9 protein-coding genes are annotated in these 12,705 nt (G+C 39.0%); 7 read left to right on the top strand and 2 right to left on the bottom strand.

All coding sequences use genetic code 11. The annotated features are described in order from the left end of the window. Positions 1–17: 17 nt before the first annotated feature. From ytpR to murC, 4 genes are all read left to right on the top strand, one after another. A complete protein-coding gene (gene ytpR / locus GS400_RS15245; RefSeq protein WP_160103197.1) occupies positions 18–626 on the top strand; it encodes a YtpR family tRNA-binding protein in 609 nt (202 codons plus the stop codon). Between the two features lie 897 nt (positions 627–1,523). Further along, positions 1,524–4,334, top strand: coding sequence for a DNA translocase FtsK (locus tag GS400_RS15240; protein ID WP_236560976.1), 2,811 nt, complete (start codon positions 1,524–1,526; stop codon positions 4,332–4,334). A gap of 106 nt (positions 4,335–4,440) precedes the next feature. Beyond that, positions 4,441–5,556, top strand: a complete 1,116-nt coding sequence (locus GS400_RS15235) for a nicotinate phosphoribosyltransferase (RefSeq protein WP_160103193.1) — start codon at positions 4,441–4,443, stop codon at positions 5,554–5,556. 202 nt (positions 5,557–5,758) lie between these two features. Further along, positions 5,759–7,048, top strand: coding sequence for a UDP-N-acetylmuramate--L-alanine ligase (gene murC / locus GS400_RS15230; RefSeq protein WP_160103191.1), 1,290 nt, complete (start codon positions 5,759–5,761; stop codon positions 7,046–7,048). Between the two features lie 41 nt (positions 7,049–7,089). On the opposite strand, the gene GS400_RS15225 is transcribed toward murC, so the two are convergent. Further along, positions 7,090–8,205 carry an aminopeptidase gene (locus GS400_RS15225; RefSeq protein ID WP_160103189.1) on the bottom strand — a complete coding sequence of 372 codons (1,116 nt, stop codon included), beginning with the start codon at positions 8,203–8,205 and terminating at the stop codon, positions 7,090–7,092. Positions 8,206–8,413: 208 nt separating this feature from the next. On the opposite strand from GS400_RS15225, the gene GS400_RS15220 reads away from it, so the two are divergent. From GS400_RS15220 to ytxJ, 3 genes are all read left to right on the top strand, one after another. Continuing rightward, positions 8,414–8,839, top strand: a complete 426-nt coding sequence (locus GS400_RS15220) for a DUF948 domain-containing protein (protein ID WP_160103187.1) — start codon at positions 8,414–8,416, stop codon at positions 8,837–8,839. A 28-nt stretch (positions 8,840–8,867) separates the two neighbouring features. Further along, entirely contained in the window at positions 8,868–9,314 is a 447-nt protein-coding gene (locus tag GS400_RS15215) for a YtxH domain-containing protein (protein WP_160103185.1), read from the top strand. Between the two features lie 157 nt (positions 9,315–9,471). Further along, entirely contained in the window at positions 9,472–9,801 is a 330-nt protein-coding gene (gene ytxJ / locus GS400_RS15210; RefSeq protein ID WP_160103183.1) for a bacillithiol system redox-active protein YtxJ, read from the top strand. A gap of 658 nt (positions 9,802–10,459) precedes the next feature. Here the strand turns inward: ytxJ and pilM are convergent. Then, positions 10,460–12,610, bottom strand: coding sequence for a cell division protein FtsA (gene pilM / locus GS400_RS15205; protein ID WP_201450111.1), 2,151 nt, complete (start codon positions 12,608–12,610; stop codon positions 10,460–10,462). Between the last annotated feature and the right edge of the window lie 95 nt (positions 12,611–12,705).

Raw genomic sequence — 12,705 nt, 5'->3', positions numbered from 1 at the left:
AAAGGAAGTCATAGCTTATGCAAGTGTATTATAACCATTCAGGAATAGGGGATGTACTCATCTTTCCATTACAAAAAGGGGAAGATCGTGACGATGTTCAGCATGAAAAACATGGTGATGTTGTTAAGATTACGAATAGTGAGAGTGGACACACTTTGGGTTATAACATTTTTCAAGCATCTGCCTATTTCAACCTTCAAGAAAATGGGGCGATTACCCTAACAGAAGATTTTCTTAAGGAAATTCAAGAGGTTTTTCAAAAAAACGAACTAGATGACAAGCTTGATATTGATCTTTCTCCAAAATTTGTTGTTGGTTATGTGAAAGAGAAGGATCAGCACGAAAACGCTGATAAGCTTAGCGTATGTAAAGTTGATGTAGGAGACGAGTTACTGCAAATCGTGTGTGGTGCACCTAACGTAGATGCAGGACAAAAAGTAGTAGTGGCTAAAGTGGGTGCAGTTATGCCAAGTGGAATGGAAATTAAAGCAACTGAATTACGTGGCGTACCTTCTAATGGCATGATCTGTTCAGCAAAAGAACTTGGTTTACCAAATGCTCCTAAAGAAAAAGGAATTCTTGTACTTGAAGATAGTTATGAAGTTGGTCAGCCATTTGAACAATAATATTGAGGAAGCCCGCGATGTTTTATCATCGCGGGCTTTTTTTATTTTTTAGCTATATATAGGGGGGGATTAGAGATATCTTCTTGATTACATGTTCCATTAAAGCCCTCTTATCTGGAAGACTTGGAATCGAGATAAGTTGAGAGCAGTCCGTTGCTTTTATGAGAGTTAGGGGTTCAGTGAAACGGCAATACTCCTGCGGAAGACCGTCCGAGCCTCCTCGTCACTTCGTTCCTGCGGGGTCTCGGTCGCCCTTTCTACCGCGGGAGTTTGCCGTTTCCTTCACCCCTTAAGGATGTGGAGGTTAACGGACCCTAGTTGTATGAGTTCTAACCCTTGCGGACATATGGTACCTTATTTGTGACAAAATGGGCTTTTTAAAGATGATTTGGAGCAAATAACGGGATGAATGTCCGTAAGCTCTTCAAAAAGATCATTAAAAAGACATTAGCGGAACAAATGTCCTTAAGCATCGTCTTCTTAATATCGCTGTGGTTCCGTTAATCATCATTCGGCTAAGGTGGGCTGGGAAACGGGCTGACTCCTCCGGAAAAACGGGCGAGCGAGACCCCGCAAGAAGCGTAGCGGATGAGGAGGCTCGATCGTTCGTCCGGGGAAAGCAGCCCGTTTCCCAGCCCGCCGCACTCCATAAAAGCAACGGAACCACTCCGCACCAGCTTATTCGATATTACTGCCATTTAGCTGAATAATTCCATAAGAAAAACAATGATTGCATAGTTCATTCTATGATTGGTCTATAAAACCCTAAATCTATATCCACCTAAAGAGGGATTTTCCTTTATAGCACACCTCTACTTTCCCAAAATCCTAAAAAAACTGTTAAAATAGGTGTATTCAATATTTTAATAGAGAGAGTGAGCATTGATGTGGAATCGAATGAAAAAATGGTTACATCACGTACTCCAAGAAGATACATCGACTGAAGATGAACTGCCCGATTCTTCACAATCTGTTGGAGGAAAGAAACTAAACAACGAATTTCAAACGAAAATGGTTTACCAATACCCAAAGCAAGGAGAGTTTCGTTTTCCAGTTATTCCTGATGATAAAAAAGGGATGAAACGAAGTAGGTCAAGTGAACCTAAGCAACATCAGGAAGAAGGTTACAACAACAAACAACCTTATCAAAATTCCCAAACAGATACATATAACCGTAAAGAATACAGAGATTCAGGAACACAATCATACAATACGTCTTACAAGGAATCCTATACAGAAAATACTAGTCAAAAAGAAACAGAAGAAGACATGCCATATCCTTTTGTTCCTAGTGACGTTCCATCTCCTATCTATGGGTTTGGAAGTAGATCCGAGCAAGATGAAGATGCAATAAGTTTAGAAGATCTCCCAGCCTTTTTACGAAAGCAAAATGAAGAATCACCAGAAGCAAGTTTTCAATCGACTCATTCTGAAAAAGCGGGAGGAGATATTCTTGAGGAACAACGAATGGCGGGGTCTTCTGGCGAGGTAAACAAGCACGATTTAATAAATCAATCCGATAAAATTGTTCCTTTTTTACGTGTACAAGAAGAAGAGTCGACTGAAGAGGCCGACGAAGATGAACAACATGAAAATCCTCATTATGAGGTTGAAGAAGATCAAGAAGGTGCAGAGTCCGATCAAGAAGAAAAGAAAAGCTTCTTTATGGATTTTGGAGAAGAAGAGCCTGTTGAAGAACAAACGACTGAAGAGTCTATAAACGAAGAGCAGTCTTTCCAAGGAGAAGCTCAAGAAGTAGCTCAGCAAGAAGATGCGGAATTAGTTAATGGAAACGAGCCACAACCAGAACCTGAATCAGAAGTTGAGTCAGAAACAGAGCTGCAATCAGAACCTGAATCAGAAGTTGAGTCAGAAACAGAGCCGCAATCAGAACCTGAATCAGAAGTTGAGTCAGAAACAGATCCGCAACCAGAACCTGAATCCGAATTTGAGGTAGAGACAGAGCCGCAATCAGAACCTGAATCCGAATTTGAGGTAGAGACAGAATCAGAATCAACACCTGAATCTGAACTAGAGACAGACAGAGAATCAGAAACACAACCAGAATCACCGTCAGAAATTGCACCAGAACCAGAGCGTTCTCCTAAAAAAAATAGACGCCCATTTAATGTAATTATGACGCCAAGGGATAAAAGAAACCGTGATCTTAAAGCGAGTGAGGAAGCTAAGGAACGGAAGCAAAAGACTGAAGAACCAGCTCCTGTTAAGGAAGAAGAGGTCAAAGGACAAGAGGCAGAGGAAGTATCCTTTGACGAGGTAGTGAAAGATTCTACACCACCGATGCACATGTTAAATGATCCGATATCCCGAGATGAGAATGACGATGCTTGGATTGAGGATCAGATGCAATTATTAGAAACCACGTTGCAACACTTTCATGTTAAAGCAAAAGTGGTTAATGCTATGAAGGGACCTGCTGTTACGCGTTTTGAAGTACAGCCTGAACCCGGAGTGAAAGTAAGCAAAATCACGAACTTAGCAGATGATATTAAATTGAGTCTTGCTGCTAAAGATATTCGTATAGAAGCTCCTATCCCAGGTAAGAATGCAATTGGCATAGAGGTTCCAAATCAACAAGCACAGGCAGTAAGTCTACAAGAAATCTTAGAAAATCCTTCTTTTAAAGATAACGATTCACCACTATCTGTTGGGCTTGGCTTAGATATTGCTGGTTCTCCTGTTATAACAGATCTCAAGAAAATGCCGCATGGGTTAATAGCTGGTGCAACAGGTTCAGGTAAGAGTGTGTGTATCAATACAATTTTAATTAGCTTGTTGTATAAAGCGAACTATGAAGATGTGAAGTTTCTATTAATTGATCCAAAAATGGTTGAACTAGCACCTTACAATGATTTACCTCATTTAGTGGCACCTGTTATCACAGATGTAAAAGCAGCTACATCAGCTCTTAAGTGGGCAGTGAAAGAAATGGAAGAACGCTATGAAAAGTTTGTGGCAGAAGGCGTTCGCGATATAGATCGTTATAATGAAAAGATGAAAGAAAAAGGTCGTAAAGCAGAAAAGATGCCATATATGGTCATTGTGATTGATGAGCTAGCAGACCTTATGATGGTTTCACCTCAGGACGTAGAAGATGCGATCTGTCGTATTGCTCAAAAAGCTCGTGCTTGTGGTATGCACTTGCTTCTAGCTACACAACGTCCATCTGTTGATGTTATTACTGGTTTAATTAAAGCAAACATCCCAACTCGTGTAGCCTTTAGCGTATCATCACAAGTAGATTCAAGAACGATTATCGATACGAATGGTGCTGAAAAATTACTTGGTAAAGGCGATATGTTATTCTTAGAGAATGGATCTGGAAAAGGGCAACGAATTCAAGGTGCTTTTGTTTCGGATGATGAGATTGAACGTATTGCTAACTACGTTAAGAAAATTGCGCCACCAAATTATATGTTTGAACAAGAAGAGTTAATGAAGCAAACAAGTTTTGAAGAGGAAGAAGACGAGCTGTTTGAAGATGCAGTGGACTTCGTAATCAATCAAAATGGTGCTAGTGCTTCATTATTACAAAGACGCTTTAAAGTTGGTTATAATCGTGCCGCTCGACTTATTGATACAATGGAGGAAAAAGGGATTATTTCTGGTTCAAAAGGAAGTAAGCCTCGAGAAGTGCATATGACTCATGCCAGCTTTAAAGAATATTTAGCACGAGAAAAAGAATAAAAAAACTATAGGATTTTCACACATAACTTGTCGAACTCCAAGGAATTTTATACTATAAGTAAATAGGTACATTGAGGAGATTGACGATAAGGGGTATAACGTAGATATGAAAGAAATCGAACTGAAAATGAAGGGCGACATCAAACGGTTAACCAACAAGACGTTTAAATTTGATGAACGTATCGAAGAAGGTTGGTTTTCTGCTGTTTATTTCCTTAAAACAAGAAAGATTGTCGAGAACACCCTTCCGGATAATTATGTAACGATGCAATTTTTCCAAAAGAAAGATGCTGTTCTTTGTGGAACGGATGAGGCGATTGCGCTTATTCACACATTCGCTGACCATCCAGAGGAACTCTCTATTTATTCATTGAAGGATGGAGATCGAATTCGTCCATTCGAGACGGTGTTAACGATCACAGGTCCATACCAACATTTTGGGTACTTAGAAGGTATCATCGATGGTATTTTATCACGAAGAACATCTGTATCAACGAATGTATTTAATGTTGTTAAATCTGCAAGAGCATCGGGAAAGCAGAAGCCTGTTATCTTTATGGGTGACCGTGATGATCATTACACTCAACAAGCAGGTGATGGGTACGCAGCTTATATTGGTGGCTCTACTGCCCAGGCGACTCACGCCATGAATGAATGGTGGGGGAAAGAAGGGATGGGAACCATGCCACACGCCTTAATACAAATGTTCCAGGGAGATGTAGTTGCTGCAACGAGAGCATACAAAGAACAATTCCCAGACGATGAATTAATGGCCTTAGTTGATTACAACAATGATGTGATCACAGACTCTTTAAAAGTTGCACGTGAATTTGGTGATGAACTAAACGGAGTACGTGTTGATACATCAAGATCTTTAGTAGACAAGTATTTCCTACGTAACCAACACCTTATGGGCACATTTGACCCTCGAGGAGTGAATCCTGAATTAATTTTTGCTCTTCGAAAAGCATTGGATGCTGAAGGGTATAATCATGTGAAAATAGTAGCGAGTGGCGGTTTTACAGAAGATCGTATCCGTAAATTTGAAGAACGAAAAGTTCCTGTAGATATTTATGGAGTTGGGAGCAGCTTACTTAATATCGATACTTCTTTTACAGGAGACAATGTATTATTAAATGGACAAAATGAAGCTAAAGAAGGACGTCGTTACCGTCCAAATCCAAGATTAGAAAAAGTGGAATATATTCCTCAAGAAAGCTGACACGTATTGTGTCAGCTTTTTCTTAGGCGTTATGATAATAAATATTTCAACATATTACAGTTTTGATGATACCATTCACTCCTATTTGAGGTTTTGCTATAATAAAGGAACGGGTATAATCAAAAAGAAGTAGGCGCAAGTTTTGCCTATATACATATAATAGCAAACAGATACGACTGTATAATTGTGGAGGTTCTTCTATATGACTACTTACCATTTTATTGGTATCAAAGGTACGGGAATGAGTGCATTAGCACAAATTCTTCATGATGCGGGGGAAAAGGTTCAAGGTTCTGATGTGGAGAAGACATTTTTTACGCAAGCATCTTTAGAGTCAAAAGGAATACCGATCTTACCGTTTTCTAAAGAGAACATTGAAGAAGGTTTAACTATAATAGCAGGAAATGCGTTTGGCGAAGACCATGAAGAAATTCAAGCAGCCAAAGAGTTAGGTGTGCCATTCTTTAGGTACCATGAATTCTTAGGTGAATGGTTACAAAATTATACGAGTATTGCTGTAACAGGAGCCCATGGAAAGACATCAACAACAGGGTTGCTTGCTCATGTACTAAGTGGCATTCATCCAACATCGTATTTAATTGGTGACGGAACAGGCAGAGGGCACGAGGATAGTCAGTACTTTGTGTTTGAAGCATGTGAATATCGTAGACACTTCCTTGCTTATGAACCGGATTATGCAATCATGACAAATATTGATTTTGATCACCCGGATTACTTCACGAGCTTAGAAGATGTTTTTAGTGCCTTTCAAGAAATGGCTCTCAAAGTGAAGAAGGGTATTATTGCTTGCGGTGATGATGAGCATCTTCAACAGATTCAAGCTAGAGTTCCTGTATTATATTACGGTTTGTCAGACGGTAATGACTTTCAAGCTCAAAATGTGAGTGAAGATGAAAATGGTACGACTTTTGACGTGTATGTACGTAACACATTTTATGATTCCTTTACGATTCCAGGTTATGGGACACACCATGTATTAAACGCATTATCAGTTATCGCATTATGTCAGTATGAACAGATCTCTTCTGAAGATATGAAGCATATTAGTGAATTCAAAGGTGTTAAGCGTCGCTTTACAGAGAAGAAGCATAACGATCAAGTTATTATTGATGACTATGCCCATCATCCAAAAGAGGTTGAAGTGACAATTGAATCAGCAAAGAAAAAATATCCGAACAAAGAAGTCATTGCAATTTTCCAACCTCATACCTTTACAAGAACAAGGATGTTTCTACAAGAATTTGCGGATAGCTTAAATGATGCTGATCAAGTTTATTTATGTGATATTTTCGGTTCAGCACGTGAGGAATCTGGAAAACTATCGATTGAAGACTTACAAGGTAGAATAGATGGAGCTCATTTATTACAACTTGATGAAACATCTGTTTTACAACAACATAAAGATAGCGTATTAATTTTTATGGGTGCTGGGGATATTCAAAAATTCCAAAAAGCCTATGAAAGTTTATAGTACGTAAAAAAGCTTGGCGTTTCTGCCAAGCTTTTTTGTGCTTATTTAAGGTTTTCTGGATTTAATACTTCAAGGTCTGGAACGACAAAACGTCCGTCTTTACGAATCAGTACGTCATCAAAGTATATTTCCCCTCCACCGTATTCAGGGCGTTGGATCATAACCATATCCCAGTGGATGGCAGAGTTATTCCCGTTTGGTGCTTCATCATAACACTGTCCTGGAGTAAAGTGAAAGCTCCCATCAATTTTTTCATCAAATAGGATATCCTTCATAGGATGTTGAATATAAGGGTTTAATCCGATGGCGAATTCTCCTACGTATCTTGCACCTTCATCTGTATCAAAAATCTTGTTAATACGTTCTGTATCGTTTGCTGTCGCATCAATAATTTTTCCATCCTTGAATGTAAGTTTTACATCTTCATACGTGAAGCCGTTGTAAGGAGATGGTGTATTGTAATGGATTGTACCATTCACAGAATCTTTAACAGGTGCTGTGTATACTTCTCCATCTGGAATATTTAAGTTACCTGCACATTTCACATTTGGAATCCCATCAATGGAGAATTGTAAATCTGTGTTAGGTCCTGTAATACGCACCTTGTCCGTTTGTTCCATACGTTTAACAAGTGCATCCATAGCATTGCTCATTTTTTCATAATCTAGTGTACATACATTGAAATAGAAATCTTCAAAACCTTCTGTACTCATATTAGCCAATTGAGCCATAGACTCATTAGGGAAGCGAAGAACACACCATTTTGTATGAGGGACACGCCATTCTCTGTGTACTTTTTGACCGACTGTTTGATTATATAATTTCATTCCTTCAGCAGGTACATCAGCAAGCTCTGAAATGTTATCTCCTGAACGTATTGTTATGTAAGCGTCCATCTGTTTCATAAGAGATGCTTCATGTTCAGCTAACACATTCATTTGTTCTTCATCAGCATTTTGTAGTAAAGAACGTTGGACTTTTGGTTCTTTAAGAGAAACAAATGGTAGCCCTTCAGCTTTATATGCTTCTTCAACGATAGCTGAAACGAGTTCTTGTTGGAGGCCTGTATTTTCAATTAATAATTTTTCACCTTTTTGTAGATTTACAGAATAATGGACAACTTGTTGAGCAAGTTGTTGGATTCTAGGATCACGCATGAATCTTCCTCCTTTTATTTACTAGTTTTATCATAACGAATTTTCATAATTAAAAAAAGAATTTAAATAAAGGAGTTAAACTATTTAAAGCGAATATATTAATGTGAAACCTATTTATAATTATTTTACTAAAATTAGGTTTACGGCTTTCCAAAACGGGTATATGATATTATAAAACATAATACATAAAGGAGTTGAGCAGGGGGAAATGATCATAATATTATATATTGCTGCATTAATCTTTGCCCTGGCCTTCGCTGTTCTAGTGGTCTATTTATCGAAAACGTTAAAAGCCGCTCAACACACGTTGGATAATGTAGCAACAACATTAGGTGGTTTAGAGAAGCAAATGGAAGGGATCTCTGTTGAAACCACTGCATTATTAAGCAAAACCAATCACCTAGCTGATGATTTAGGAGACAAATCTCAAAAGCTTAATACGCTAGTAGATGGTGTTAAAGGTATTGGAGATTCTGTTCAAGACTTCAACGAATCACTTCATTCTATATCTAGTAATCTGAAACAATCAGCCCAAAGCAACACGGACAATGCTGCTCAAGCTATGAAGTGGGGTCAAGTTGGGATTGATTTGTATAAGAAATGGCAAACACAGAAACCCAAAAGCAATCAATAATTAAAAATTTAGAGGAGGAGTTCGTCTTATGAGTAATCAAGATCAGAATCAGAACCAGAATCAAGGTCAAAACCAAAATGATATGAATAGTAAGGATTTCTTAATCGGTTCACTAATTGGTGGTTTAGTAGGCGCATGCGCTGCTCTGCTATTTGCTCCAAAGTCTGGTCGTGAAGTACGCGAAGACTTAAACCAAGGTGCAAGCTACATGCGTGAACGTGCTGGAGAATGGAAAGATGTTGCTTATGAAAAGAGCGGCGAATGGAAAGACCGTGCACGTGAATCTTCTGCTCAGCTTTCTCAAAACCTTTCTGAAAAGTCTCAAGACATTCAAGAGCGTGTAAAAGATAAAGTGGGTGAGTTCAGAAGTAAGGATGAAGCAGAAGAGGCAGCTGAAGAAGTTGCGGAAGCAATTGAAGAAGCAGCTGAAGAGCTTGAAAGACAACAAGAACCATCTACTAGTTCTAATTTATAAGCAGTAAGATAGAAAAAAGGTTGTTGGGTATGCTATAACTAACCCAACAACCTTTTTGTAGTTTAAAACTTAAAAACATTAATTATGTACAATAAAATCTTTGTCAGTCAGGTTTTTGTCTGCCATCGTTTTTTCATTTATTATAGGAGGAATACATATGAACATTCAACAGTTGCAAAGTCAAAAGGATTTTGAGCAAGCTTTGGAAACAAATGATCAGTTATTCTTATTGAAACATAGCTTAACCTGCCCCATAAGTTCAACTGCTAAACAGGCTTACGAAAGATTCGCTGAAACGACTCAAACTCCAACATATATTTTGCATATACAAGAAGCTCGAGATCTTTCACAACAGATTGCTAATAGCCATGATGTGAAGCATGAAAGCCCTCAAATTCTACAATTCAAAGATCGTGAAGTTGTGTGGCACACCTCACATTGGAACATCACTCCAGATAGTCTAGAACGTGCTGATGATCAATCATAAGAAAAACACAAAAAGTCCAGGGATACCACCCCTGGACTTTTTGTGTTTCATGAGTGTATTCAAGGATAGCCCCCTTATCTGGAAGACTTGGAATCGAGATAATGTGCGTATGGTTCCGTTGCTTTTGTGCAGATCGGCGGGCTGTGGAACGGGTTGCTTTCCCCGGAAGACCGATCGAGCTTCCTCGTCACTTCGTTCCTGCGGGATCTCGCTCGCCCTTTCTACCGGAGGAGTCAACCCGTTCCACAGCCCGCCTTAGCAGAATGGAGATTAACGGAACCGCCTTAGTTCAGGGATGAGTTGTTCTGATTCCAGGTAGTATTACCCTATCATGACAAGGCTCTGAACTACTTCTCTGAATATGTTTTCCAACCAACATGACGTGGGATATCCAAATTATGGTCCGTTAGTTTCCATAATCGCGTGGAGGGAAGGAAACGGCAAACTGTCGTGGTAGCAAAGGCAAGACGAGACCCCGCAGGAACGAGGAGGCTCGGCTTGTCTTCCACAACAGGCTTGCCGTTTCACTGACCGCAACAAATTACCCTACAGCAACGGACTCCTCTCAGTTTCAAGTCTTCAACAATCCTGCCAAATTGTTGAATAAAACCTACAAAAACCCTCCAATTTCTATACTAATTGGAGGGTGGACACACACTTAATATTGATTTGATGTTTCCCACTGTAACTCTAGTTCATCACCAGGTGAAATCTGCTCAAAGAAGGTCGTTTCCTCACCATTTTTTGTTATTCGAAAACGTCTTCCTTGCGTAGCCTGAATATCAATATCTACAAATCGGAAAACATCCTGGAAGATAAATGGTTCCACACTAACTTCCTCTGTAAGAAGTTGATTATCTGGATAAACGAGATCATCTTCTGTTAGCGACTCCCCATCTCGAAACACTTTGATTTGTTGTTTAGAAAGGGTGATATATTCATTATTAAACATCACCGTTATTGTGTAGTAGAACGAAAGATCGAACTGATCCATTAATTTATATAATGGTAATGGAGTATGGTTTTCTGTGATGATTTGATCTCCATGATGTATTGGGTCACGAAGATTAGCTTTAGCATTGTTTTTCAAAAGCGAAACCTTTTGCTCTTTAATTTTTTGCTTACGATTATTCACATAAATAGAAAAAGGTGCAAACTGATCGATTACTCCTTTTTCGTCAATTGATTCAAAGAAATCATTGATCGTTTTAATCGATTGAAATTCGATTTGGTCATTATCTTTGATCTTATAATCTGCAGGAACTTCATCCCCATTAACTAGAAGCTTAGGTTGTAGGTCATAGCGTTCTTCATTCCATAAAACAGAAAAAGAAGGTATATCCCCAATAAGCTCTTCTAACGTAAAGTTAGGCGGCTCACCATCTTTTCCTTTACTCACATTCATCACATCACCATTTTGTATGGTTTCGTTTAAAGAACATGGTTCCCCATTCAATTCAATGGTTGGGGTTGTTCCGTAATTACCAGGAAGTGTAATTTCTTTTCCGTTCAGTTTAATCATGTAGGCCATGCCAGGTTTTCCGTAGAGCTTCTTCATTTCAATTCCTGCTGCTAAAAGACAATCCCCCACTGTGAGAGTTTTCATATCAAATAAACGAACCGCACGATCATTGACCTGAACACTTATATAGTGAACTGGATTTTGCTTGGCAGCGATGGCGATACCAATAGGTGTCACAAAAGCAGGGCCTTCTGGTAAGTTGTCTGTCTTTTCAAGCGATTGAATAGCATCGATGCCACGGATCGCTACACGGTTTTCTGGTAATCCCAGACTCTCAGCTAATTGTTTAGGCAGTTCTGGGGTTAAGCTTCCACCTCCAACGAGCATGACTGCTTTAGGTGGTTTGTTATTCAGACTAAGTATCTCTTCATGAATGGCATTACTTAGATTTTTGATAGATTCTTGAATAGAACGGACTGCTTCTTCATAAGGCACATCTGTTTCAAAACCAAGTATATCTGTAACTGTAATGGCATCTTGGGTAGAGAGATCGCGCTTAGCTTTTTCGGCAAGTGGAAAGTCAAGTAAATATTGGTCACTAATGGCTTCCGTTATTTCATCACCTGCATTCGGAACCATTCCATAGGCGGTAACCGTTCCTAACTCTGTGATAGCAATGTCGCTAGTTCCGGCACCAATGTCTACAAGAGCCACATTAAGTCTTCTCATGGATGCAGGAATTAGCACATCAATGGCTGCAATAGGTTCAAGTGTTAAAGCTTCCATTTCAAGTCCGGAACGCTGGAGAGCTGAAATTAGGGATTCTACGACTACCTTAGGTAAAAACGTAGCAATAATCTCAGCAGAAGCTATTTTCCCTTGCTGGTCAATAAGTGACCCTATTTCTTCTCCATCTAGGTGATAGTGAATAACTGAGTAACCGACACAATAATAATGAGTACTTTGTGTATCTTCTTCCTGTTTGGCCAAATCATATTGTGCCTGTTGAACAGCGCTTAGTTCTAAATGTGTAACATCATCTTGGTTCATGAGTGGCTGACTCTCAATATTTACTTCGACTCTCGTTCGTTTTGTTTTCAAAGCTCGTCCCGCCGCAGCAACACATACTTTATGTAACGGACCATGCTTTTCTTCCAGAGATTCTTTTACTGAAGAAATGACCTTAGAAACAGATAAAACATCGTGAATTTGACCGTCTACCATTGACCGTTCATCATGTTCTTTTGATATAATATCTATTACTTGATATGAAGTCGCTTTTTTTTCTAAGATAATGCCGACAACAGATCTTGTACCAATATCCAGTGCAAATATTCTTTCATTCACTTCGATTCGATCCCTTCGTTGAGAAGTGCCAAGTACACGAAAATTATGTTAATCATTACGAATTTATCATATTTTCTGTTTTCTATAAACTATAA

Origin of the sequence: Pontibacillus sp. HMF3514 (assembly GCF_009858175.1) — a bacterium.
GTDB lineage: Bacteria > Bacillota > Bacilli > Bacillales > BH030062 > Pontibacillus.
This window is presented reverse-complemented; position numbering and strand designations above follow the sequence as displayed.

What these genes read in the sequence shown, in the direction of transcription:
- ytpR (WP_160103197.1), top strand. Translation starts at nt 18, where the DNA reads ATGCAAGTGTATTATAACCATTCAGGAATAGGGGATGTACTCATCTTT.
- GS400_RS15240 (WP_236560976.1), top strand. Translation starts at nt 1,524, where the DNA reads ATGAAAAAATGGTTACATCACGTACTCCAAGAAGATACATCGACTGAA.
- GS400_RS15235 (WP_160103193.1), top strand. Translation starts at nt 4,441, where the DNA reads ATGAAAGAAATCGAACTGAAAATGAAGGGCGACATCAAACGGTTAACC.
- murC (WP_160103191.1), top strand. Translation starts at nt 5,759, where the DNA reads ATGACTACTTACCATTTTATTGGTATCAAAGGTACGGGAATGAGTGCA.
- GS400_RS15225 (WP_160103189.1), bottom strand. Translation starts at nt 8,205, where the DNA reads ATGCGTGATCCTAGAATCCAACAACTTGCTCAACAAGTTGTCCATTAT.
- GS400_RS15220 (WP_160103187.1), top strand. Translation starts at nt 8,414, where the DNA reads ATGATCATAATATTATATATTGCTGCATTAATCTTTGCCCTGGCCTTC.
- GS400_RS15215 (WP_160103185.1), top strand. Translation starts at nt 8,868, where the DNA reads ATGAGTAATCAAGATCAGAATCAGAACCAGAATCAAGGTCAAAACCAA.
- ytxJ (WP_160103183.1), top strand. Translation starts at nt 9,472, where the DNA reads ATGAACATTCAACAGTTGCAAAGTCAAAAGGATTTTGAGCAAGCTTTG.